This is a genomic window from Crenothrix polyspora (genome assembly GCF_900163755.1).
Lineage (GTDB): Bacteria > Pseudomonadota > Gammaproteobacteria > Methylococcales > Methylomonadaceae > Crenothrix > Crenothrix polyspora.
Map to the genome: position 1 here is coordinate 41,677 of NZ_FUKI01000165.1, position 24,471 is coordinate 66,147.

At 45.1% G+C, this 24,471-nt stretch carries 25 protein-coding genes; 15 read left to right on the forward strand and 10 right to left on the reverse strand.

The window, feature by feature from the left end; genetic code table 11:
• Positions 1-2 precede the first annotated feature (2 nt).
• From CRENPOLYSF2_RS16650 to CRENPOLYSF2_RS16660, 3 genes are all read left to right on the forward strand, one after another.
• A complete protein-coding gene (locus CRENPOLYSF2_RS16650; protein WP_176371155.1) occupies positions 3-887 on the forward strand; it encodes a class I SAM-dependent methyltransferase in 885 nt (294 codons plus the stop codon).
• 9 nt (positions 888-896) lie between these two features.
• Entirely contained in the window at positions 897-2,153 is a 1,257-nt protein-coding gene (locus CRENPOLYSF2_RS16655) for a hypothetical protein (protein WP_140396891.1), read from the forward strand.
• Between the two features lie 207 nt (positions 2,154-2,360).
• Positions 2,361-4,499, forward strand: coding sequence for a leucine-rich repeat domain-containing protein (locus CRENPOLYSF2_RS16660; protein WP_087145080.1), 2,139 nt, complete (start codon positions 2,361-2,363; stop codon positions 4,497-4,499).
• A gap of 57 nt (positions 4,500-4,556) precedes the next feature.
• On the opposite strand, the gene CRENPOLYSF2_RS16665 is transcribed toward CRENPOLYSF2_RS16660, so the two are convergent.
• The 3 genes from CRENPOLYSF2_RS16665 to CRENPOLYSF2_RS16675 all read right to left on the reverse strand — a co-directional run bounded on the left by CRENPOLYSF2_RS16665 (position 4,557) and on the right by CRENPOLYSF2_RS16675 (position 7,216).
• Positions 4,557-4,934 carry a DoxX family protein gene (locus CRENPOLYSF2_RS16665; RefSeq protein WP_087145081.1) on the reverse strand — a complete coding sequence of 126 codons (378 nt, stop codon included), beginning with the start codon at positions 4,932-4,934 and terminating at the stop codon, positions 4,557-4,559.
• Positions 4,935-5,006: 72 nt separating this feature from the next.
• Positions 5,007-5,312, reverse strand: a complete 306-nt coding sequence (locus CRENPOLYSF2_RS16670; RefSeq protein WP_087145082.1) for a hypothetical protein — start codon at positions 5,310-5,312, stop codon at positions 5,007-5,009.
• Positions 5,313-5,641: 329 nt separating this feature from the next.
• Positions 5,642-7,216 carry an amidohydrolase family protein gene (locus tag CRENPOLYSF2_RS16675; protein WP_087145083.1) on the reverse strand — a complete coding sequence of 525 codons (1,575 nt, stop codon included), beginning with the start codon at positions 7,214-7,216 and terminating at the stop codon, positions 5,642-5,644.
• A 381-nt stretch (positions 7,217-7,597) separates the two neighbouring features.
• Here CRENPOLYSF2_RS16675 and CRENPOLYSF2_RS16680 point away from each other — a divergent pair, with 381 nt between their 5' ends.
• Genes CRENPOLYSF2_RS16680 through argA form a run of 3 tightly spaced genes read left to right on the forward strand, consistent with a single transcriptional unit; the run spans position 7,598 to position 11,302 of the window.
• Positions 7,598-9,925 carry an iron-containing redox enzyme family protein gene (locus tag CRENPOLYSF2_RS16680; RefSeq protein WP_087145084.1) on the forward strand — a complete coding sequence of 776 codons (2,328 nt, stop codon included), beginning with the start codon at positions 7,598-7,600 and terminating at the stop codon, positions 9,923-9,925.
• A gap of 8 nt (positions 9,926-9,933) precedes the next feature.
• Positions 9,934-10,422, forward strand: coding sequence for an SRPBCC family protein (locus tag CRENPOLYSF2_RS16685; protein ID WP_087145085.1), 489 nt, complete (start codon positions 9,934-9,936; stop codon positions 10,420-10,422).
• Positions 10,415-11,302: an amino-acid N-acetyltransferase gene (gene argA, locus CRENPOLYSF2_RS16690; RefSeq protein ID WP_336469738.1), complete on the forward strand. Its 888-nt coding sequence runs from the start codon at positions 10,415-10,417 to the stop codon at positions 11,300-11,302. The genes CRENPOLYSF2_RS16685 and argA overlap by 8 nt, the downstream gene beginning before the upstream one ends.
• A gap of 10 nt (positions 11,303-11,312) precedes the next feature.
• Here the strand turns inward: argA and CRENPOLYSF2_RS16695 are convergent, their stop codons facing one another.
• The 6 genes from CRENPOLYSF2_RS16695 to CRENPOLYSF2_RS16720 all read right to left on the reverse strand — a co-directional run bounded on the left by CRENPOLYSF2_RS16695 (position 11,313) and on the right by CRENPOLYSF2_RS16720 (position 17,313).
• On the reverse strand, positions 11,313-12,713 hold the full coding sequence (locus CRENPOLYSF2_RS16695; RefSeq protein WP_087145086.1) for a vanadium-dependent haloperoxidase: 1,401 nt from the start codon (positions 12,711-12,713) through the stop codon (positions 11,313-11,315).
• A gap of 319 nt (positions 12,714-13,032) precedes the next feature.
• Positions 13,033-14,310, reverse strand: a complete 1,278-nt coding sequence (locus CRENPOLYSF2_RS16700) for a hypothetical protein (protein WP_087145087.1) — start codon at positions 14,308-14,310, stop codon at positions 13,033-13,035.
• A gap of 15 nt (positions 14,311-14,325) precedes the next feature.
• The gene (locus CRENPOLYSF2_RS16705) at positions 14,326-14,811 is read right to left on the reverse strand and encodes a DUF1579 family protein (RefSeq protein WP_087145088.1); all 486 of its coding nucleotides are present in this window, start codon (positions 14,809-14,811) and stop codon (positions 14,326-14,328) included.
• Between the two features lie 109 nt (positions 14,812-14,920).
• Complete coding sequence (locus CRENPOLYSF2_RS16710; protein ID WP_176371156.1) at positions 14,921-16,162, reverse strand: aromatic ring-hydroxylating oxygenase subunit alpha; 1,242 nt, start codon at positions 16,160-16,162, stop codon at positions 14,921-14,923.
• Positions 16,163-16,201: 39 nt separating this feature from the next.
• Positions 16,202-16,678: a hypothetical protein gene (locus tag CRENPOLYSF2_RS16715; RefSeq protein ID WP_087145090.1), complete on the reverse strand. Its 477-nt coding sequence runs from the start codon at positions 16,676-16,678 to the stop codon at positions 16,202-16,204.
• 158 nt (positions 16,679-16,836) lie between these two features.
• Positions 16,837-17,313, reverse strand: coding sequence for a hypothetical protein (locus tag CRENPOLYSF2_RS16720; RefSeq protein WP_087145091.1), 477 nt, complete (start codon positions 17,311-17,313; stop codon positions 16,837-16,839).
• Positions 17,314-18,060: 747 nt separating this feature from the next.
• On the opposite strand from CRENPOLYSF2_RS16720, the gene CRENPOLYSF2_RS16725 reads away from it, so the two are divergent.
• On the forward strand, positions 18,061-19,170 hold the full coding sequence (locus tag CRENPOLYSF2_RS16725) for an alpha/beta hydrolase family protein (RefSeq protein ID WP_087145092.1): 1,110 nt from the start codon (positions 18,061-18,063) through the stop codon (positions 19,168-19,170).
• A gap of 58 nt (positions 19,171-19,228) precedes the next feature.
• Here CRENPOLYSF2_RS16725 and CRENPOLYSF2_RS16730 read toward each other — a convergent pair whose 3' ends face one another.
• On the reverse strand, positions 19,229-19,966 hold the full coding sequence (locus CRENPOLYSF2_RS16730) for a helix-turn-helix domain-containing protein (protein WP_087145093.1): 738 nt from the start codon (positions 19,964-19,966) through the stop codon (positions 19,229-19,231).
• 286 nt (positions 19,967-20,252) lie between these two features.
• Here CRENPOLYSF2_RS16730 and CRENPOLYSF2_RS16735 point away from each other — a divergent pair, with 286 nt between their 5' ends.
• The 8 genes from CRENPOLYSF2_RS16735 (at position 20,253) to CRENPOLYSF2_RS16770 (ending at position 24,303) form a co-directional block, all read left to right on the forward strand.
• Positions 20,253-20,672, forward strand: a complete 420-nt coding sequence (locus CRENPOLYSF2_RS16735; RefSeq protein WP_087145094.1) for a DUF2934 domain-containing protein — start codon at positions 20,253-20,255, stop codon at positions 20,670-20,672.
• Positions 20,673-21,086: 414 nt separating this feature from the next.
• The gene (locus CRENPOLYSF2_RS16740) at positions 21,087-21,590 is read left to right on the forward strand and encodes a lipocalin family protein (RefSeq protein WP_087145095.1); all 504 of its coding nucleotides are present in this window, start codon (positions 21,087-21,089) and stop codon (positions 21,588-21,590) included.
• Positions 21,591-21,646: 56 nt separating this feature from the next.
• Positions 21,647-22,516, forward strand: a complete 870-nt coding sequence (locus tag CRENPOLYSF2_RS16745; protein ID WP_087145096.1) for a phosphate-starvation-inducible PsiE family protein — start codon at positions 21,647-21,649, stop codon at positions 22,514-22,516.
• A gap of 172 nt (positions 22,517-22,688) precedes the next feature.
• A complete protein-coding gene (locus CRENPOLYSF2_RS16750) occupies positions 22,689-22,865 on the forward strand; it encodes a CsbD family protein (RefSeq protein WP_087145097.1) in 177 nt (58 codons plus the stop codon).
• A gap of 105 nt (positions 22,866-22,970) precedes the next feature.
• On the forward strand, positions 22,971-23,258 hold the full coding sequence (locus CRENPOLYSF2_RS16755; RefSeq protein WP_176371157.1) for a CsbD family protein: 288 nt from the start codon (positions 22,971-22,973) through the stop codon (positions 23,256-23,258).
• 84 nt (positions 23,259-23,342) lie between these two features.
• A complete protein-coding gene (gene smbP / locus CRENPOLYSF2_RS16760; protein ID WP_087145098.1) occupies positions 23,343-23,669 on the forward strand; it encodes a small metal-binding protein SmbP in 327 nt (108 codons plus the stop codon).
• Between the two features lie 106 nt (positions 23,670-23,775).
• Positions 23,776-23,976 (forward strand): CsbD family protein, encoded by a 201-nt coding sequence (locus CRENPOLYSF2_RS16765; protein ID WP_087145099.1) that lies wholly within the window; start codon positions 23,776-23,778, stop codon positions 23,974-23,976.
• A gap of 177 nt (positions 23,977-24,153) precedes the next feature.
• Entirely contained in the window at positions 24,154-24,303 is a 150-nt protein-coding gene (locus CRENPOLYSF2_RS16770) for a lmo0937 family membrane protein (RefSeq protein WP_140396892.1), read from the forward strand.
• Positions 24,304-24,471: the final 168 nt, after the last annotated feature.

The window sequence follows — 24,471 nt, forward strand, 5'->3', positions numbered from 1 at the left end:
CTATGAAACCTTTAGAAAATTACACCCAATGTGACTTATGCACAGCACCTGAAAGCTTTTCGGCGGCGACTTTGCAAGCCGTTGTCGCCTCCAGTGAGCGCGTATTTGAGCAAGAGACGTTTACCGTGTGGCAGTGTGGCAACTGCCAGTGTATTCATGCCCTAGAAGGCGTGGATCTGGGACATTATTACAGCCAATACGGCCTGCATGAATCCAATGAACCTGATCGTGTCACCCGGTTTTTCTTTGGCAAAAAATTGGCCTGGCTAAAAAAATCTGGCATCACCCAGCAGCACAGCATTTTGGATTATGGTTGTGGCGGCGGACATTTTCTGCGTTTCTTACAACAACAAGGCTACCAAGCCTATGGCTACGATCCGTTTACCGAGGAATTTGCCGATACCGGCATGCTTTCCAAACGCTATGATGTGGTGATGTCCTCCGATGTGATCGAACACGACACTTCGGTGATGGGTCATCTGGACACCCTGATTGGGCTTTGTGCAGAAAACGGTTTTATCTATATAGAAACACCGGATGCCTTGGCAATAGACCTTGCCCAAATAAGCGCCCACCGGCAAATTTTGCAGCAGCCCTTCCACCGCCATCTCCTGACCCACACCTGGCTGATTGACACCCTGGCACAAAAGGGCTGGCAAGTGGCGCAGATAGCCAGGCAGCCTTTTTTTCATAGCTGGATACCGTTTCTCAATGTGCCAGCAATGGATCATTATTGGGATACTTACGGGGGCTTGGCTACCTTAAATGAGGGTTACCGCTGGTCGGCGTTACTGTCACCCAAATACTGGTATTTAGGCTTGTTTGGCGCTTTCATTTACGGCAAGGATGAAGTGCAGTTGATTTTACGCCCCAAGCAACCTGCGTAGGATGCAATCATGATGAACCAGGCTAGGGGTATCGACAAAGTGGCCCTGTTTAACGACTTGATGCAGCGCCGTGTCCATGAGTATTTTGATGTCGATGGCCGTCCGATAGGGGAAGGCCGCTCACTGGCTTTTACCCAGGTTGAGACAACGTTCAAGTCGTGCCCGTATTCCGGTAGCCGCCACCACCATGCCAAGCCGATGAATGCCAGCGCTTTGCAAAGTATTTTACCCGAATGGCAACATAGCCTGTCGTTGCTGTCATCGCTAAGTCAGCGTTATCAGGCGTTTTATGGCACACCGGTTACCCGCTATTATGACTTGGCGCTGATTTCTGGGATGGGGGTTTTTCTCAGTGACTATTTGGTGCTGCGCCGTTTGCAGCCGTTGGCGACACACCATATCCCCATTATGGTGTCAGGGCTTTACAAAGTGTGCCTGGGCTTTCAACAAGCCACTTTTCTGGCCATGATGAATGACAGTTTCAACAGCAGTGATGATGAAAAGTCGCTGCCGGATGCGAAAGGTTTCTATGCTTACCTTGAGGAACAACAACTGTTAATTGGCCCTGATGAAGTGTGCGGCGGTTCGGAAGAAATGATCAGTAGAGCCTATGACATCATGAAAGGCCCAGCGTCAGACACTGGACAAGCCGCTCTTCTACCGGCATTGGCTAACATGGCCATTGATTGGGATGCGTGCGACCAATTTAGTTTTCATAGCTCCAATTTATGGCGCAAGGCCATTTTGTTTGTTATCCAGATGCACGGCTTTTGTCTACAGCTTAACGAGCCGTCTTTGCCGGCTGACTTGACAATTGCCATCAACACCTATCTTAAGGCCAGTTTTGCCCAATTGCTGGCTGCTCAATCAGGGCTTGCCGTGGAGATTGCCCAGATTACCCTGGCAGAAAGTGGCCACTCTCTGGATGAATGGCTGATGGTACAAGCGGCATTCCTTGAAGAAATTGACTGCCAGCCTTCTACTACACCTGACACCCAGCCACTTTCCGATGCTATTTTGCAGCAATTGGCACAGGTTTTTGAGCTATCCGGTTACCACAGCATTATAACGGCAGCGGTTACCGCGCATGTCGCAAAATATGTTGCGTTTGAGACGGCTGTGCTGCGCTCGTTTAATGACCATCTTGATGCGATTGTGTTGGCACTGGGATTTACCCCAGCAAGCGATACCTTGATGTTTACTGAGTTAACGTCTGTGTATGGCAAAACCCTGCGTAACTGGCCTGAAATAATGCAGCAACCCTAACGCGACAGTGTGTGGATACGATAACTGGGTAGATAAACACCCTGTGTATAACACGATTTACTACCCTTGCGGGTAAATAGTACCGATATTAGCCCTATACCTTAAATTAAGGGCATTCACATAAGTCACCCAGTCGTCTATCAGGAGACTTACCGATACCTCCTTTTTCAGGGAAGTATTTAATATAAAACTATAGGAGTATATCCCATGTTAGCAAAGCGATTTATAAGGTCACCTAGCTTATTACTAGCCATTAGCCTGCTGAGTTATCAGAGCCTTGCCCACGCTGAAACACAAGCGGCTCTTGATAGTCGCATGATAGCTGAAATTCAAAACAGTCTTAATGGCAGCGTGGTCGTTAAGCACGAAGGTGAAAATGGCTTGGGGCAGCAAATCACCGAGGTGTATTTACCGGAACTTCGAGTCTCCAATGCACAATTGGCACAGATTGGCGCAATAAAAAACGTGGAAGCCATTAAAATGAGCAGCAATAAATTTACTATTGCGCCTGTCCCCAAGCATGTTCTTAATTGGCTTAAAACGTTACCCGATCTAAAAATTATTCAAGTCAGTGGCTTTCAGGTGACGGATGCGGGTGTTAAAAGTCTGGCTAAAATGCCTAATTTAAAAACCTTGCAATTGCATGGCAGTAAAATCACCGATAAGAGCTTACTCACCTTAAAACGTATGCCGCAATTAGAGGAAATTAGCCTTGGACAAGCGCCTTTGCAAAGAGAATATCGGCATTATTTTAGGGGTGAAAAGATTACCGATGCAGGGTTAGAGCATTTAAAAAACTTGCCAAACTTACGTCGTTTATCGCTGTATACCACGCGCGTTACTGACAAAGGTTTTGCTGTGCTTAGAAATTTAACTCGCTTAAATGAACTTAATCTAGGTCACACACAAATAACCGATACGGGCTTGGGTTATCTTAAAGCGATGCCTTATTTACGGGTTCTAGGGCTTGATGGCACTCATGTCAGTGACAAAGGCTTGGTGGCGCTGGAAAAGATGAAACAGCTTGAGGAATTAAGTCTTAATTACACCCCTATTGGCGATGCAGGCGTTGAGCATATTAAAGCATTGACTAGCCTACAGCAATTAGGCTTACAACGTACAAACCTAACGGATACAGGTCTTAAAACGCTCAGCGGCTTAACAGATCTTAACAATCTGGATTTAGGCTATACAGGCGTTACTGATGCGGGCACGGCTTACCTAAAAACCAAACCCTATTTACAAAACTTGTATCTCGATGCCACTGCAATCACTGATAAGGGTTTAGCCAATTTAAAAGGCCTTACTGACCTGGAAGAATTGGTTCTTACCTATACAGGGGTAACCAGTGCTGGATTGCCCCAGCTTAGTGGTTTAACAAATATGTGGTCATTGGCACTTGCAGGTACAGCGGTGAATAATGACGGGCTAAAAGCACTTAAAAACTCAGCACAATTATTACAGTTGGATGTGAGTGGCACAGCGGTTACCGATGCCGGTTTAAGTTATCTGACCGATCTGAATTTGTTAGGACTGCATATTGACGGTAATAAAGTGACGGATGCAGGTTTGCAAAGCATTGGCAAAATACCCAGCTTGATCGACCTGACTATGGAAGATACTAAAATTACGGGGCCTGGCTTTAAACACTTAAAAGCGTTGAAGAACCTGCGGATTTTGAAATTTGCCGAAACAAACGTCAATGACGAAGCCATGAAAACCATTAAGGACATGCGGAAATTACAAATTATTGGCGCAACCAATGTTAAGGGCATTACCGACAAAGGCACTGCCTTGGTACAGTATTTACCCAGCATACACACTATGGAATTACGTGGCACATCCATCAGTGACGCAACCGTAAAGATGTTAAGTAAATTTAAGCATCTGCATTGCTATGACTTATCACAGACCAAAGTGACAGATAAAGGCATGGCGTATTTTAAAAACTATGCTAACGCGCAATCTTTATCACTGGATGCCAAATTGACCTCTAAACTCGGTCTTGAATCTTTAAGAAAATGGCTGCCATTGTTTCAGGAGTTTTATCTGTTTGGCCCTGAAATTAATGATGCCTATTTGAAGCGCGCCAAAGTGGGTCTTAATGGCTTACAAGAAATGAACTTGTTTGGCACTAACGTGACTGACAAAGGTTTGCAGCATATACAGGCTATTAAATCGTTGAAGACATTGCGGATTGCTAGGACGAATGTTAGCTTAAAGGCGCTTGATCAGCTCCGTAAAGCCATGCCAAATCTTGCGATTACTAAGGTGAATACCGAAACAGGTGCTTGGCACTTTATAACGCCTGCGGGTAATGCGACTGATATTGGTCCTATGCCATAGGGATGGCAACACAACCCCCAGTAAAGTCTGGGGGTTGTGTAATAACACTATCGCCTATTAACGTTTATTGGCATCTATACTAAAAGACCCTGCACCATAAACAAAGAGCAACAATAAACCGCCTGCCATAGCAAAGTCTTTCATGAACATGATCATCTGTGTCTGGTCAGCAAAATCGTGGTGAAAAATCAGCGCACCCACTATACTGAATCCCGCCAAGGCTAACGCCGCCCAACGCGTAAAAAAGCCGAGAATCAGTGCAAGACCTCCGCCAATTTCCAACGCGATAACCAGTGGCAACAGCATGCCGGGTGTGCCCATTGATGCCATATAGGCTTGCGTAGTGGCGTAGCCAGCACCCAATTTACCCAAACCCGCCAACACAAAGACAAGCGCCATAAGAATCCGTGCAATTACTAAAATGACAGTGTTCATTATTAACTCCTAATAAGCAAAAAACACCTGTAGCATAGCAATTGTGCAACAGGTGTTTGTATTTAAAACGGTTTACATAACATGGTTATGACTACCCAGTTCGGGCGTAACAGGGCCACTCACCTGAGTTGCTAACACAGCAAAATAACCATTACCTAAGGTCTTTACTGTGCTAACTAACACGCCTTTTCCCACATCTAAAGTCACCTGGGTAATACCGTCGGTTGTCCAGCCTGACCCCGTACTACGATAAAGTTTAACCGTTTGAGGATCATAGATTTCGCCACGCGATAACTCCAGCGGAAAATTAATGGTAATCGTTGCAGAACCTTTCATTGCCATTTTACTGTGCAAACCTAAGTGCAGTTTTATTTCCACAAGGCAGCTTTAGCCCACACGAATGCACGGTAGGCAGTGGCTTAAAGCGCCTGACTTTCAGTCGTATTCTCTTTCAGTCGGCGGTTTAGTTCGCTGATAGTCAATCCACCAGCTTTTAACGGGTGGGTTGTTGAGTTTGTAATCCAATGCGGACTGAAAACGTAGTCATTATTGATTAATGAAGCAGATGATATTTTATACAAAACTGTATTTTTACATTTTACAAACAAAGGATTATAGCGATTACACTTATTAGTTGAATCAACCAACTTAGCAAAGTGAAATTAGGTGGGCACAAAAATATATGCCCACTTAACTTATATTTAAGCTTAGCCCCGTTTTCTGTTATAAACCTGTCCATGATAGACATTGTCACGTTTGCCACCGGCCGCAAGGTACTGGTCTTTCATTCCTGTTAAACGGTCGCGCAATCCACTGTGATGTCCATGATGGCTATCATGATGGTGTTGGCCAATATCCAGATTATAAAGCCGTGCTGCATTGAGTCCGAAAATTGCATTTTTAACTTTACTGTTGCCTTTGCCTAAAGGCGCAAAGCCAAATTTTTCTTGTATATCTAACGGAATTTCAATACGCCGGAATGCTTCTATTTGCCATTGTGGGCCACCAAACCAAAGTGAGTCTGTTCCCCAGATAACATGGTCTGCACCCATTCCCTGAATAAGCTTGCCTAACATTGCCGCCGCTACCCTAGGATAAGTTGTTGTCGTCATAGCGAAAGACAAACCAATTTCAGCATAAACATTATTCACACCATATTGCTTTGGAATGGCTGCCAGCTCATCGACCCAAGGCAGTTTGCCAGTTGCCTCAAATTCTACAGAATACTGACTGGCATCCAATAAGGGGCGTAATGCCGAATGGAAAATAATAAAGTTGAGTTCTGGCCAATCTCTTGCTGCTTGACCCACATCATCGACTAAGGCATTTTGCCAATTTGGAAAGGACTGGTAATCACCAGCAGGCATCATACCCTTATGTATGCAGATATTTTTAATGCCATACTTCAAAGCTTTTTCATAAGCAGGGTAGGCTATATTTTCATCATCTAACCGCCAAGGAAGGAAAAGCTTGGGGTCTTCACCCAGTCGGAGACCCAAACCATCGGGATCAGAACCAGAACCCCAAGGATCACCCACTGTATAGCCTTTCCAACCATCAACTTTAAGCTCTTCAGCTTGCCGATCCATGTCATCAAGATAGCGTGGGTTACTAGGCCAAATTGTTCCGTGTGCAAGAACACGTTTTTTCTGAGCCAAAGCGTTCATATGGTCTCGGCTTGCCGCTACTTGGTTTTCAGTAATTAACTGCCGTATCGGATCCCACGTATAAGAATTGTTTAGTACGGCCATAGAGGTGTCGCTGTCAAAAAAAATGTCCTTTACATATTGGGCAAATTTTAAGTTCTTGATATCCAAAGCTACATTTTCCAATTCTTTTGCCCAACCCGCTGCTTTAGCTACGGCGAGGAAACCCAGTTGGTTTGGCCAAGCATAGTCTTCATGGACATGATGTGTATGGATATCAAATATGAATTGATCACGGAAATTAGACCTATACTCTTCTGCCGCTTCGGGTTCGCTTGCTTCTGCCGTTCCTACACCGAATAAGTCACCACCAAATACTTGATTCATCGCCCCAAAAGCAACGGCAAAAGCACTGGAAGTACGCAAGAACTCACGGCGACTCACGCCATGTGACTTGCTGATGACATCCGCTTGTTCTTTTATTAGAGCTTCTACCTGGGCTTGCTGTTTGGTTTGAGGAATCGGCATGTTTTCGCCGTCTGAAATCACTTGGGTTGGAATAGGTAGGGATAAATTTTCATCTTCTGAAGCCCTTCTCAATAGCTTCAATTGTTTTTTACTTAACCAATCGCTCATTTGTCTTCTCCATTAATTTTATTTTTTAGGCTTAGATATAACGTTCGCTTTTTTATTTCGAAAGATTGATACTTAATATTCATGCCCGATTAAAACATCAAAATACCTTCGCACAATTAAATTTGTTTGTAAAAAAAATAGGCGAATGGTAAGTGAGTAATTTACACCAAACATCTTTGAAGCTGAATAGAGCGCAACAATTCTTAACATTTTTAACTGTTGTCCAAAAATAGCTTTATATATTTGATTATTAAATGAAAATTATAAAAATTCGCTAAAAATTGCTTTGATTTACTTACCCAGATAGCCTTAATAGCCTTTTAATAGGCTTTTAATGTCCTTTATAATTTAACTTTAATTAGCAAACATGAGGGTCTGGTTATGGTCGCGGTAACTGTACAAGCCCATGCAAGCACACTGCCACCCGTGGCCTTTGGTAGCCAGGCACAGCAACATGTGCAGCACTATGCCCAGCTGTCTGATCGGGAATTATTTTATTGTTTGATTAATGCCGATGAATTTCCATCGGTTTGGGCGTATGCACAACAACGGGTTATACAGACTATGGGCAGTGTTCAGGCGCTGCTTACAGAGCCAGACAAACTAGCGCAACATCTGCACGCTTTTCACTACAGTTCAGACAGCTTTGCTGGACGTATGGCAGCCCTGCACCAACACCAGTTGGACAATACCCCCCTTGTAAATTCTCCAAGCACCGAGCAACTGCATTACCTATTAAAACAATACGCCCCCAGTGCCTTAATTGATGGCTGTTGGCTGCAAAATATTTCTTTGGCGGCCACTAACCATACCGAAATAACCGCACAGCTATTCCACATCTATGCAGAAAAAATCGGTGATGGCGACACCACAAAACATTACGGCAAATGCTTTCAAGATTTGCTGGGCAGCGCACGCATTTATCTGCCAGAGGTTAATAGCCGATTATTTAGCTTACACAGCACCCTAAACGAGCAAACGTTTTCCTACCCTGTTTTCCAACTTGCTCTGTCACTGTTTCCACGCGTTTACCTGCCGGAGTTACTGGGTTTTACCCTGGGACATTTTTTTGTCGCGCCTAACCGCTTGCTGATAAGCTTAGTGAATGAATTTAAGCAACACGGCTGGGATAGACGTTATTGCCAACATTACGACCTGTCTGACAGCCCGTCTGCTAATGCACAACGTAGCTGTGATGCCGTCATGCACTACCTTGAAAATGTGAGCGATGAAAATGAGCGCCAACAACACTGGCAGCGTATTTGGCAGGGCTTACTCAGCCATAAGGTACTCAGTGAAGCTTGGCAAAATGACCTGCAAGATGCCCTCAGTAAACCGAGGATACTGACAGCACAGCAAAAAATGCTAGCGATGGTGCGTGAAAAAGCCCCGCACGCCCGCAATATGCACCGTAACCGAAAACTGGGTGGCTGCCCTATCAACGATTGGTTCGCACAAGACCCATTTGATGCCGAAGGTTTTTTGCAGGCCTTGGCCACATCGCCGTTTATCAATGTAAAATCCCCGTTAGAAAGTGCGTTACTGACCCGATCAATCAGCTTTGGCGGCCCCATGTTTCGCATTTTTACCGAGGCTGAACAAGCCATTATGGCGGAATGGGTACACAGCTTGGCCGACGAACCAAACAGTAAGCCAACGACCCACACCTCAGTAAGCACACAGGCAGCGCCCCTCTCCCCTGTCGCGCACTATCACTCCGATGACAGTGCCGATCTTGCTACCTATGCCCGCTGTAGCAAACGCGAATTGTATTACTATTTTGTCAATGCCGACCTTTATCCTGATGTATTGCCGACTGCCCGCAAAATAGCTCAGCACTATTTTAAGCAGGCTAAAAAAAATCTGACCAAACGTAACTTGCCAGAATCATTGCGTCTGTTTCCGTATAGCCATGATGAATTTCAAACCCGCATCCAGCAAATTTACAGCGCCGAAACCAGTGCTTACGAAATCTTTGTGCCACCGTCTACCGTGCCGCGTGAAATTATGGTGTGGTTTACCCAGCAATATGCGCCCTTCCCGATGGTGGATGGCTCTTGGGTGCAGCATATTGCTAAGGCAGGGATGTCACAGACCGAGATTTCCGCACGGTTGTTTCGGATTTACTCGGATGAGGTGGGCAATGCCGATACCGTGCTGAATCACCCCAATGTGTACCGAAAATTGCTGGAAAAAGAAGGCATTCACATGCCGCCCACCGATGCGCTGGCCTTTGCCATGCAGCCCACACTGCGTAATTTTGCCTTTGATTTGCCCTTGCTCACCTTGTCGGTTTCGCTGTTTCCCAAGGCTTTTTTACCAGAAATTATCGGTGTAAACCTGGCCATTGAGTTAAGTGGATTAGGCAAAAGCTATATGCAAATTATTGATGAGTTGCGCTATTGGAAAATGGATCCGTATTTTTTTACCCTGCACCTCACCATTGACAATATTGCCTCCGGCCATACCGCCGTGGCTATGGAGACCGTGCATTTGTACCTGGATCAAGTGCTTGCCAGCCAAGGCCATCAAGTCATGCAACAAGAATGGCAACGCATCTGGATAGGCTATGTGGCGTTTAGGCAAAACATGACGCGCTTTGACACTACCCTGGAGCGGGAGGCCGGTGTACGGTTTTTGCTGCCGCTGATTCGTCTTGGCATGCAACAACGCAAGGACAAAAAACGCCAGCAAACGGCCACACCGTAAGTGCCGGTATGAAAGCGCTGGTCGATGCGGTACAGGTCTGTTGCCCTATTGATGCGGTATTTGCGTTTATAACCCATTTTTCCCATGTGACGTTAATATTCGAGCACCTCTCCGCCGTTATTCCTAGCCAGTCTGGACAACGTGTCGAGGGCAGTCGCTACCAGCAAACCCGTATTGTGCATGGTCTCCGGTATAACGAAACAGTGGAGGTTATCCGGCTGAAAAACAACAGCTGTTACACAATAAGGGTGCGTAATTTTGGTATTGAAACAGACTATGATTATCGCCTTGCAGCCCTCTCTCCTGCTGTCACTCACATTCAATTAACCAAAACAGCGCAGGCTAAAGGCTGGTCAAAACTCCTCTTGCCATTGACGCACCATGTGTTAACGCGCCCAGAACACGATGGCAAGCATTTACAGGTTTTGAAGGCGGCCATTGAAAAATACTGCCCATCGGCTATCGAAAGCCAAGCGCTTAGCAGTGGCCGTGAATAATAGCCCATTGTCACCCCAGCAGGCTTTTATCACTTGGTTTCGGGATTCATCACCCTATATACACGCGTACCGCAACAAAACCTTTGTTATTTTTTTTGAGGGGGAAGCGGTACTGGATGCCGATTTCGACCACCATATTCATGACTTTGCCTTGCTCAGCAGTTTAGGAATACGCTTGGTATTAGTGCATGGCATACGTCGCTACACCAACCAACGCCTGGCCATACTCAACCATCCTGCACATTTCCATAACCAACGCCGCATCACCGATGATGTGGCTCTGCAATGCGTAAAAGAAGCCGCAGGCCTAGTGCGTGTAGAAATTGAGGCCTTGCTGTCTATGGGGCTTGCCAACTCTCCTATGTCGGGCTATGAACTGAAAGTAGCCTCAGGCAATTTTGTGACTGCAAAACCGATTGGGGTGATTGATGGCATTGATTATGGCTACACCGGTGAAGTGCGCTCTATTGACAGCGCAGCGATACAACACAAGCTTGAGCAAAGTAATATTGTGATAATTTCGTCTATTGGCTACTCACCGAGTGGGGATATTTTTAATTTGTCGGCCAAAAAGCTGGCCACCGAAGTAGCGATTGCCTTGAAGGCCGAAAAACTCATCTTGATGACTGAACAAAGCTGTTACCATCCAGAAAATGGCCAAGAAATACGTCAAATGACCCTCGCCACCGCCGTCGATTTTTTACAAAAATACCCTCATATTTCCGAACGGGTTTATTTGCCGATGCAAGCTGCCGTGCATGCCTGCCGAAGCGGTATTAAGCGGGTACATTTGATAGATCGGTCGAAAAATGGGGTGTTGTTACTGGGGTTGTTTACACAAGATGGCACGGGTACGTTGGTCAGCTCCAAATCATCATGACCTTGTGTTTTCAATTAAATAGTTTCTGCGTTTTTTTCCACGCTATCGTAGCAATAGCCCGACCTAATTTTCGGCCTTCCAAATCACCTTTAATAAAGTGTATGCCGCCATAACGCCTGGATACCCCCGCTTCAGCAGCAGCATCACTAAACGTTGCCCAATAAAGCACCGTATCTTCTGCGGGTACAATACCCGGTTCAACTTTTGATGAGCCCGCCGGCACGGTGACACTGTAGCCGAAATTATCGTTTCTGGTGAATAAGTGTAATGTTTCTGCCGCCGCCGCACTAAAGGCGCTGTGCCCTGAAATATACTCTGGGAAAGGCGGCGTTATAACCGTTTTGGCTTGGTAAGGCCGCCATTGTCTACCGTCTATTAAGCCTTGCCACGATTTAATAGTATGACCCGCATACAATAAACGGATGGCTGTAATAGGTCTGACATAATCGAAGTAACGTTTTGCATCCCAACAGGCAATGCTGACATCAAAAAGCGTATTGCTGATGGCAAAAAACATTTTAATATCTTCATCGACTGTGTGATGATCGCGTTCAGAGACATACGTCGCAAACAGTGTCCAATGCCCTGGTGGCAATTCAGATTTTGGCCCATCTGCCCAATATTCCGCAATGACTTTTTTCTCGTCGGTTAAATGGGCGCTGTAATCTAAAATCTGCTGGGCTTGTAGTTTATATTGATTATATTCTTTGTAATAATCGGGGGGTTTCAGTAACTTTTTACGAAACTGCCCACCAGAGGTAAGTGCATAAGGCAGCACTTTGCCCCACTGGGGGGTGATAAATTTTTGTGGGCTAACCCCCATTTGTAAAGGCTGCCAATGATTGGGATTTTTGACTGATAGAGGGCTATTAGCAGGCTTATAATGCGTGTAATCAGAATAAGCGCCAGGATTCAAATCACCCAGCTGATTAGCGCCATCGTAATGACGAAAATCTAATACGGCTTTTGCAGTAACATTACCTATGCCAGCAGGTGTTGCTAAATTGGTAGTCTTGTTACCCGCCTTATAACCAAGTCTATTCATCAAAACATTGAAATGGGCACGCTCACTGGGGAACAGGTCGGATAAGCACCGGTAAGCTGCATAACTGATGGCGATGTCTTTATTCGCTTTAGTATGTTGTCTTTTGGGCAGGCGTAAGATTTTACCAAAACGGGTACCAAAGGCTTTATTGTCAAACGCCGTCCACGCATCGTACATACAGGTATGCGTGATAGCTAAAGCCCTGGCAACAATAGGTGGGCCAGGATGGGTATTTCGTATGGCTTGCAATGCAACATCATTCCATTGGGTAACCACAGTATTGCCGTTTGCTAATATGGCCTGATTGACCAAAAACAAGGCGCTAACAGGGCATAGCGTTGTTAAAATAAAGTGCCTAATTTTCATAGTGTTTTTTAATTACGCCCGTAATTTGGCGACTGCTTGTAACGGTTAGGAACGTGCATGAAATAAGTTGAACAACTTAAACGCCACTTCCGTTCGTGCTGAGCCTGTCGAAGCATGAATTTGCTCACGTTATTTCATATACAGCGTTTTCAACTTAGGACAGTTACAGCCACCGTTCGTGCTGAGCTTGTCGAAGCACGAATGGTACACTTCGACAAGCTCAGTGCTAACGGTTACGCTGTAACTATTGAACTGTGAAAACGCTGTACGTTGCTTAACTTAAGAAAGGTGTAAAATACGCCTGATCAGTACCTTCTTTTTAAGAATACCTACGATCTGTCATTCTTGAATCCATTGCTAGTAAAGCGTTAAGAAAGCTTGACCCCGGTGCAGGTGACCACGTATGCACCGACAAGGCTGGCGTTTGTCTTTGCAAGACCTGATTAAGCGCTGTTTGCTGTTGGCAGGCAAAAACCCGCATCGCTCTCTCTAACTGATGGCAGTTGGCACTGATACTTCCAATGTCCACACAGGATTGTTCATCGAAAGCGGGTAGGCTCGACAGGAAACCTTGTTCTGGCTCGTATGATTCAAATAACCCCAAAATATGCTTTATCAGTATATTAAAAGCCTGTAACGACAGGGTGTCTTCCATGCCCAGCTCGACCTCATCCAGCAAAGCCGCACGCAGTTTTGTTGGCGTATCGGAATCTTGTAACAGTGGCGCAAGATAATGGCCTAAGCTGCGCCAATACAGCAACACCATAAGGTCAATACGCACACACAGTACGCCGTAAGCAAAAGCGCGTTCAATATCATCGCCCAGATAGGTAAAACCGTTTTTTGGTGGACTGTCCGTAGGGTCAACCAATGCGCCAAGCATTTGCCGTATCATTTTGACAGGGCCTGCACACGCCCGCATTTCTGGGGAAAGCAGCAAGCTTTCATCTTCCAGATACTGCATAAAGGCCTCAACGTCAAGCTCGGAGTCCATGAGCATGGGATGCGCCTGGCTTAGCATTCGGTTGCTTGCAGCATACATACCACCAATGACCTTAAAAGCCGCTGCCACCTGCCTGGGTAACGCACCATCGGCGGTGGGTCTATCACCCCGGCGCAGCAGAAAACTTGACAGCGACACCGCTACTGAAGTCATGATATATAAATCTTTTGCCGCCAAGCGTTGCGTGCTATCCCGCTTAAAATGCTGGCAATATAGCGTCCTTAAAGTTGCTGCATCCAGCAACAGATCATCCCAGCAATGAACCATTTCGTGCATGGCATCCACGTTATAAGGATGGCCTTGCCGAATGCCCCCCCCCTTAAAAGACCGCCAATTGTCTTTTAGCGGGCTGGCACGCCATTCAGGTACAACATTGGCCTCACCCAATTGCCGTCCCAGTTCATCATAGCCAGCAAACGCCCCTACCCAAGTGCCGTATTCCCACTCCATCCATGGGGAGTGATGCAAGGGTGGGATGCAAGATTGCAGGGTTTTTGATAAGGCATTTTGCCAGATATTATGGGGGATAGGACGGCCATCAGCTTCCAACCGGTGCAGTACGCTGCCTAATAACGCATCGATTTTTGGGTTCACGGATTAACTTGATCCTTATTTACGGGTATGTTCAGCACGGTAGACCGGTAACCAGCTTTGCCCACCGTCCAATGATTCACTCATTTCATCGGTAAAGCTGTCGGCACTGGTTTTAGTGGATGACAAACGCAGGTGGACAGGCTTGCCATCGGCATCAAGCACAGCGGTATTGGTGCTGACATTGCTGACCACCATCGTATCGCTACCGGCTTCAAAATTGCCTTCAAGAATATCCATCAGGCCATCGTGGTCATCACAGGCCAACATCCGGTAAACCTGCCGGTATTTGTCATACGACCACATAATAAAAAACCGCACGGTGTTAGCGCCAATCTGCATCGGCACAACCTGTTCCTGTAAAAATGCACCGTCGAACAACGGTTCTATCTTGGTCCAGTTTGGCAACGGGCTATCTACCCATTCACCCTGCTCGCCCAAAGAGTAGGCTTTAATGTCCCACTCCCCTACCATAAAATGCAAACGTTCTATGCCTGTTGCCATATTACTCTCTTGTAAAGTCAAATCCGCCAATGCTTTACTTTAAAGGTATGTGTTCACCTCTCTCTTTGAAAAAGGGGGATTGGAGGGGGATTTATTTAAAAAATCTCCCCTAACCCCTCTTTTTCAAAGAGGGGAACTGAACGCTTACCCTTAAGGCATTGAGCACGGCATTAGAAAAGGTGTACCGCATGTTATCCCAAAACGGTGAGTAAAACTGCTGTTGATACACGGGGGAGCGCCGTGCTTTTTGTATGGCTTCAATAATGCGGCCATCTTCCCATCCTGCCTGCTGAAACTCATGCTGATGTTCAAGGCGCACTTCAAGCATATCGGGGTCGGTTGCTGAGGTGGCTTCATAAAACTGCGCTCTCAACGTCCGTGTTTGCCCCGCACTGACAGGATGCACAATAATAAAATGAATAAAATACGGGAATACCGCCATGTGCAGGTTAGGGAACAGCGAACCAATAAAAGCGCGTTCTGGCAGTACCTCTGGGCTGACACCTAACGGGGTAAACGGCAGTTCATCCAGTTGGTAGGTATCAGAAAAATCTTGCTCACGGTAAGACAGTGCCATTAAAGCGCCGTCAATAAGCTCGACGTAAGTTTTTTCGCCTTTTTCATCCACCCGTGGGATCTGCGATGATTCTGCATAAATTTCATGGGTGAAGCCCTCATGCAGCACGTTGATGGCCCAGTTTTCGTAATGGGTTTTCCAGTTAGTAGCCAAGTCTTCGCTATCAAAAAGCGATGCCCCCTCTGCATCGCGGCCTATGTCTAAATTGTCGGTACGGTAGTCAGATAATAGCGTATGCAAGGGCGCAATATGGTGGTCAAAATCATCCGCCACCCCACTTAAGTCAATAAAGATAATACCCAGCTCAATTCGACTGCGTACCTCGATAAGGTCAACCGAACGGCCTTTAAATGCCGCCAAACCGCCCTGTTCACTGCCATCCCAATAGGGCGTTGCTACCAGCTTACCGCGTAAATCATAACGCCAGCCATGATACGGAGTGACAATCTCGGTTTGCCCTTGGATCGATTCAATCACCGCTAGGCAACCATCGTAAGCGACTATATTATGAAAAACCCGTAATACACCGTCGTCGCCATGCACAACCAGTAACGGAATGCCAGCAAATTCCATAGGCGATAGGCAACCTGGTGTCGGTGTCTGCTGCATAAAGCCCAGTGCAATCCACTGCCGACAAAACAAGCGCTCCACCTCCAACTCAAAAAAAGCTTCGGAAGTAAAAGCCTGATTCGGCAGTGTCCGCGCTTTTTCTATCGGCGCACAGACGCTTGCCCATTGCTCTTGGGTAATAAAAATATCGAGGCTATCTGGCATCATCACGCCTTAATGGTAGGCTTTGTGCCTTTTGCTGTCTTAGTTGCCATCTCGTATAAATTTTGCAGTGCCGATGTTATGTTCATCAAGCAGGGTGAAATTACGGCTTTTGGGATCAATATAAATAGTCCCACCACCGCCACTTGTGCCATCAGCGAGGGTAATAGCATACGTGCCAACGCAATTGGGTTTGATTTTTACCGTGCCGGTGTAGGTTTCAGTTTTTACCTTGCCATCAAAAGTATTATTGATGGTCATTTGCCCCGCCGTAATATGGCCTTTACCGTCATTAACTTCTCGGCCTACGCTCACCGCATGCACCCAACCGGCTCCGAATAATGAATATTTAAATTTTGAATAATCGGTACGGGTGGTTTCGTCCCAGCTATAGCTTCCGGCAAGGGTCTTTAAGGTACATCCGGCATTGGGAAGTCCCGCAGACCAAGCAGTCCCCTGATGCAAACCCAGTGCCAGAAAAAACATAGGCAGAACCTGCTTAAGTGTATTATTTTTCATCTAAATGCATCCTCTTAAGTATTTATTAAAGAAAACTGTGTTTTACGATTAATCATGATTATTCTAATTATTACAGGATTTTTTTAGGCTTGAAAAGCACAGCCATTACATCATTGCCTTTAACCCAATGACTTCATCACTGGACTTAATGTTTTATATCAGTTTCCATCTCTTACAAACTTTGCGACACCAATGTTATGCTCATCAAGCAAGGTAAAATTACGGCTGATTGGGTCAATATAAATTGTGCCGCCACCACCACTGGTGCCGTCGAAAAGCGTAATATCGTAAGTACCCACGCAATTTGCATTAACGCTGACTTTACCTGTGTACTTTTCAGTTCTCACTTTGCCATCAAAGCTATTGTTAATGGTCATTTGTCCGCTCGTTATATTGCCTTTACCGTCATTTTCTTCCCTACCTACACTAACAGCGTACACCCAGCCTGCTCCGAACAGTGAGTAGCCTAGTTTTGAGTAATCGGTGCGAGTGGTTTCGTCCCAACTGTAGTTTCCAGCAAGCGTTTTTAGGGAGCAGTGCGCTTTGGAAGTGTCATAAGACCACGCGGCTTCATGATATAAACTTATTGCTAGCACAGACAAGGATAAAGCCCGCTTAAGTGTGTCGTGTTTCATATCAGAATATCCTTTATAAACTCAAATTTAATTAAATGGCTAGCTTTATGCCACTACAAGCTTAAGCAAGATATAGGTAACTGTTAAAAAATTCAACACTCCTATTGTTAAGAAAAGTTAAGTTTTACTGCGATTGCGTTCGGTGGTCATTACATCGCACATTATTCGATGTCAATGAGCATACAAAACTATTATGGTTCAGCCTTGACATGAATTTTTGCAGGGCATTAGATGGTGTGTTTGGCGAGGTATTGCATAGCTACTCTTGTTGATTCTGAGTATGGTTTTAAAAATAACACTTTGGCTCAATTGGCGCAGGCTAATTTGTTGGCAATCTGAATAAGCCGTGTTCTACTGATTTTGTAGTCGAATGATCTTGGTGATTGACGATTATTTGATTTGGATCAATTACTGTTTAATAAAGCGTATGATAATGACCATGCGCTGTAAAGTTATGATTACTCACTAAGGCGGAACATTAATTACTTGCACTCAACTTGTCGGCATGTGTGAAGTCGAGCCGCACAATATTCGACAAGTTAAGCACAGTGGTCTAGTTTTTTGTTCCGTCTTAGTGAGTAGCCAAAATTAACCAGCGCTACAAATAAATATGACGTGCTGAAACAAAATAAAAGTTAAAGCAACGGTACAACTTTTTCGTGTCCTACGTCTAGTGGGTACGTCGCGGGGTTTACCGATACGGCTGCCTTTTTGTTCAGCCGCACGACTTATAAAAAGGATAACCTAATGAATACCTTGCTGTTATATTTTTTCAGATTATTGATTATTGCTTCGATTGCCGTTTTTTTTGTCGGCTTGTTTAAGAAAGAATGGTTGCACTTTCGAGGAAAATCACTCGATGCCATGACGGCGGTAATCGTTTCCATTGCTTTGTTTATGATAGGCTTTACTGGAGCCAGCACCACCTTTTATACACCAGATGAACAGGTGATCGCTGCATCCAAAACAGGGGTATCACTCAGTGAAGCGGTTTATAGCAATGATGTTGCTGTAGCGGGCTGTCGATTGGGTGAAAAAACGGGTAAAATCGGTGCCAGTGATGATGAAAAAACCGATGACGGCGTGCATTATTCTGTCCGGACACCGAGCAATTACAAAGATACCATCGCGCATCCGTTACTGATGGTCTATGCCCCTGGTGGAAAAGATCGTAACCAGGCAGAAACCTTTATGTATTTAACCAAAGAAGCGACGGCAGCGGGTTTTATTATCGCTTATGCTGACCACCGCTCTATGTCGCCAGAGACGATAGTACAGTTAGCTGAAATACCAAAGTTTGTGGAACAAAAATGGTGCGTCGATCATAAAAAAATCTTTATGACTGGCCATGCCGATGGCGGTACGATTGCTATGGGTATTGCCTATTTTAACGGTACCAAACACATTCCAACCGCCATTGCACCCAGCGCTGTTGGTACTGGCAGCCAAGATTTTGAAGACCGCAACTGCGTTAAACCGACTCCGGTTATGTTAATGCACAGTAACAAAGACAAGCTATTTCCTAACTTTGGTAAACAGGCAATTGAATGGTGGGCAAAATGTAATAAATGCGATACCAAAACCTACAGTACTAAAGACAGGAAAGTACCGGCATCAGGTAGCCAGGATTGGGAGAGCTATTACAAAGAAGAACTCAAACAAAAAGCCCTGGATCATAAAACCGGTAATCCCCTGCCCTTTACTACACCGGTCAGCGGCGTTGAAGGTTGTGTTGCTTACAGCGGCTGCAAAAACAATGTACAGACCTGGTATTGTGAAGGCACAGGGCTGCATCCTGAATGGCCGGGTAAAAACAAAGATATTATTGATTTTTTCAAGGCAGTACAGACAAATTAATGACAGAAAAAAGGTTAACTGTTAAGAACAAGACAGTTAACCTTTACGTGAGCATGTATTAATTGGCCAGTGCAAAATGCTGCGGCAAGCATGGCTCAACAATTTCTTTGAGTGAGTGCAAATTATTGATGTGAATGCTACGTTGCTTAACGGTGATAATACCGTTTTTACTGAGATCGGTCAGTTGTCGGCTGACGGTTTCTATGGTTAAGCCTAAAAAATTGGCGATATCGTCACGGCGCATGGACAGGTTGAATTCTGTGCTGGAAAAACCTAACATTTTATAACGCGTGGACAGCATCAGTAGAAAAGTGGCCATTTTTTCCCGTGCCGAACGCTTACTAAGCAGCACGATATGGTCATGTTCAGACAGTATCTCTCGGCCAATAATGTGCATAAGCTGAGATTGCAGACTGGGTATTTTACTGCACAGATCTTGGAGTCTTGGCAGGGGTAATTCGCACAGTGTAGCGCTTTCCAAGGCTATGACAGAGCAATGATAGCGGCCATTTTCCAGAGCATCCAAGCCCATCAGCTCGCCGGGCAGATAAAAACCGATAGTTTGTTCAACCCCGTTGGTATCTGATACAAAGCTGCGAAACGAACCGGTTTTAACCATAAATACACTGTGCGCCAGATCTTGTTGCCGGTACAGATATTCATCCGGTTTGGCAGGGAGTTTACGTCTAACAATGCTTTCTAGCTTAGAGACTTCATCGCCGCTTAAGCCATGAGGCAGGCAAAGATCAGCAATTCTGCAATGCAGACAGTCTGTTTTGTGGAAAATGGATTCCATTTTATTATTCCAGTGTCGGTTGGTAAATGTGTGACGCGTTTGACTATCATAAATTATCACAAAGTTGTTTAGGCTTTTTACGCTACAGAGCAGTAGCCACTGCGCTGGACAACAAAACTAAAACTGTTAAATGTACCATGCAGATAGGAATTTAACGCTAACTTCTTTGCCTTTATCTTAATTTAATATCGGGCAGAATGGTCAAAGTGTTGATTTTAAGCAAGCGAGTGGACATTGATATTAATCTGTAGGTGTAATCATTTTTTGTTAGGTGAGGCAAACCCCCATGCAGGCAGATTCTGGAGTACCTGAATATCATGCCGACGGCAATCCTAGTTATCGTCAGCAATGGATAGCCGAAGCCGCGTATTATAAAGCCGAAGCACGGGGCTTTAAGCTTGGCTATGAAACCGTAGATTGGCTAGCGGCAGAGCAAGATTATATTGCCATGTTGATAGAATCGTTTTTGGCGGTATCCAAAGATGAGGGAGAGATGTCTATTGCTGGATTACGACAGCTGGCGAAAGCGGTAGGCGTGTCTGAACCGGAAAATATTTTTTCTGAAACAGAATTAATTTGCTTAATTCAAACAGCTAGCCAGAAACGCCCGTGTTTCAGGACGCAAATAGGTGGCGTTTGCCAAGATAAAACAAGCTGCCACTGGAGTATCGAATGTCAGAAATTAATTGCGGAATGGTGTCGGTAACGACCGTTCGCTTAATTTTACCCCCACTTCGTAAAATTAAGCGAACGGTGAGCCTTGGTTGCAGCAACAAAAATTGGCTATCTACTTAAGACGGGACAATAAACTACAACACTACCGTTCGGCCTGAGCTTGTCGAAGGCTGTTGTTCATGGTTCGACAAGCTCACCACGAACGGCTTAACCTGAAACTGTCCCACCTTAGATATAAAGTGGGTAGCTCAAAAATTTGATCCCCATCGCGTCTACATTAAACGTTGGTTACCTGAATTGGAGGCCCATCCCCAACAAAATCATCCATCAATGGTTTAAAGTTGAACCCAGCGTAAACCACCCCCCCATGCTCGACCACAGCGTACAAAGCCAGCGTTGCAAGGTGCTGTTCCAGTCTATCCGTTCTTTATCTTGAGGTTTTACCATGCGTTATTTAATCAGTCTCTTGCTAGCCCTGCTTACCGGTTGCACCGGCATTCCCGATGGCATTAAGCCTGTCACTGGCTTTGAATTGGGACGCTATCTGGGCACTTGGCACGAAGTTGCCCGCTTAGATCATCGCTTTGAACGCGGCTTGTCTGACATTAGCGCCGAATACAGCTTATTGGGTGATGGCGGGGTAAAAGTGGTCAACAGCGGTTACAACACCCAGAAAGCAGCGAGGGAATCAGCGACCGGTAAAGCCTATTTTGTCGATGGCAGTGATGTAGGCCGTCTGAAGGTGTCATTTTTTGGCCCGTTTTACGGTGGCTACAATATTATCGCCCTGGATAAAACTGGCTACCAATGGGTGATGATTTGTGGCCCTGACCGTGATTACCTGTGGATTTTGTCACGTAACCCAGACCTTGATAAAACCACACTCCAACAACTGGTTAGCCAAGCCAAAGCATTGGGCTTTGCTACCGAAAAACTTATTTTTAACTAGCATGTGTTTAATAATGGGCAACGTCATGGAAAAGCCCATAGCAGGAGGAAAACACAATGATCAGGCTGACTTATGCCAGTACGGCAACCCATAAATGGAGTGCAGAAGATTTATTAAAACTGTTGAAGCAATGCCGAACCAATAACGGTGCCAAAAATATTACCGGCATTCTGCTGTATGCCAATGGCACGTTTTTTCAAGTGCTGGAAGGCGATGAGGCAACCGTTGAAAGCGTGTACCAAAAAATAAAACAAGGCCCGCGTAACCGGGAATGTACGGTTATTGAAAAACAAGCCATCACCGAACGGGCATTTCCCTACTGGAGCATGGGATTTGAAAAAATAAATGCTAAAGAACTGCATAAAATGGACGGTCTTAGCGACTTTTTTGAACATGATTTTACGCCGGCAGGTTTCGTATCCCATAAAAATATTATTGGCCCCTTGTTGACTCACTTGCGTGCCAAGCTGATAAAGCAGGTGAGCGCGAGCAGTCATGAAGAACTGCCTTTGGAGCATGAAGACCCGTTTATACGGTTGTTACATGGCACTATCCGTGTTGGGGTAAAGTTTTTGTCATTCCTCATGGTCATCGTCATTGTGCTGAGTATTTTTGATGTGCTGTACACCATTTGGGACAAGATCAGCGACCCACCGTATCTACTGTTAACAACCAACGATTTATTAGAAACCTTCGGATCTTTTCTGGCTGTGTTAATCGCTATCGAAATTTTCATCAACATTAGTCTGTACATTCGAAGTGATGTCATTCCTGTCAAACTGGTTGTCGCCACTGCATTAATGGCTATTTCCCGAAAATTTATTGTTTTTGACTACAAGCACCTGCAACCAGAATATATCAGCGCTACCGCACTGGTTGTGGTTGCGCTTGGCATTACTTATATGTTGATTCAAAAAAATGAATAGTGTCATCTTGTTTTGATTAAAAAATATTAAATCCCTGAAATTTGTCCACTTGTGTTCGTTACCGCACCGACGCTATTTATTTTTACCTGTATTCTCCTAACTGAGTGATAAAACATCATTCTACGCTCTGGCCATTGTTATCTGGCCATTATCATAATATCAGGAGATAGACATGAACAAAGACCAAGTAAAAGGAAAAATCGAAGAAGTCAAAGGCAAAGTTAAAGAAGCGGCTGGCGTACTCATGGACGATAAGGAGCTGGAAGCCGAAGGCAATGTGCAAAAAAATGTTGGCAAGGTTCAAAAAGGTTTTGGCAACCTTAAAGAAGATCTCAAAAACGGTGATTAAACTGCGTATTGCCGTGCCGTGCCGTGCTATGCAGCCAGTCCAGATAGGCAGATCTGTATAGCACGGTAACCTCTGAATATATTTACACAAGCACAGGAAATACACATGAAACTTATGACTATAAAATTCGCCAGTTTATTGCTAGGCATATTTTTGGCTTGCACCTCTGGTGCGTATGCCGAAGAAACCCAAGACGATACTTTAATGAACAAAGATCAAGTCAATGGAAAAGTTGAAGAATCCAAAGGTAAAGTCAAGGAAGCCACAGGTGTAATACTGGATGATAAAGCCATGAAAAAAGAAGGTAATGTCCAAAAGAATCTTGGCAAAGCACAGTCCGGCGTTGGCGATATTAAGAAAAAGCTTCACAAGGACATTAAGGAAGGTAATTAAAGCTGGCTCAGTTGTTGCTGTCAGATTCAGTCAACTTGAACTACCAAGATAGTAAAAATAATCACACAATCACAGGAAATACACATGAAAATCACAACTACCCAACTCACTGGCTTATCAGCCGCTATCTTATTAATCGGTGCTTCATTCGGCGCTTATGCAGGTGAAAGCCACATGGCAGAAGCCCTAAAACACGCAGAAGCGGCGGCTAAATCTGCTGATGGCAAAGCGGTTGATACCGTCGTCAAACATGCACAGGCGGCAAAAGAACATGCTGATGCCGCAAAGGAACATCTGGATGCCGGTATCACCAGCCTGAATGATGCAATTGACCACGGCAAGATGAAGCACGCAGACTTGGCCAAGAAATCTGCTGATGAAGCGGTCATGCACTTAAAAGCCGCGCAGTAACAACCAACCGACGCTCTGAGCGGCAAACGCATAGCGATGAAAAACCTTTTCTTCGCGCAGGTCATGGCCATTTAGGTCTGGCCCTATCACTCATTTGGAGACCATCATGAATAAAGATCAAATAGAAGGCCGTGTTGAAGCTGCCAAAGGTAAAATCAAGGAAGCCACCGGCGTGTTAATAGGTGATAAAAAATTTGAGACCGAAGGCGAGGCCCAGAAGAATGTTGGCAAGATTCAAGCTGGGCTGGGCGATATCAAGGAAGAAATAAAAGATGAAATCAAAAAGGAACTCAAAGAAGACAGCTAAGAACAGGCCTGGGTGGTGCGGCAAATTTAACCGCGCTGTACGCTGCACCGCCACAATAAGTTGTTTTAAAAATTTACAGAAGCTAAACATACTGCCTACCCGATTATGGGCAAGCAGTACATTGTTTATCTGTTGTCCTTACGCCGCCAGCTGACGGCCTCTTACGGAGCAGCACACATGTTAGAAAGTATTGCGATCATCTTAATTATCCTCTGGGTCTTGGGCTTGGTGTCCTCGTACACACTGGGCGGCTTCATTCACATTTTATTGGTTATTGCCGTCATCGTGGTGATACTGCGTGTTATCCAAGGGCGACGGGTTTTATAGTTTGCCGATATTAAACAGATAGCGAAAATCATATTACCGACAAGTAGCTTTCTTTAACGGTATTTGGAGAATAATCATGGTACGAAAAGTTTTAGTTTTAGTATTGATACTCACATTGAGCGGCTATCACCCATAGGAAAGTTGATATATATTTGCTACCGTGGGGCC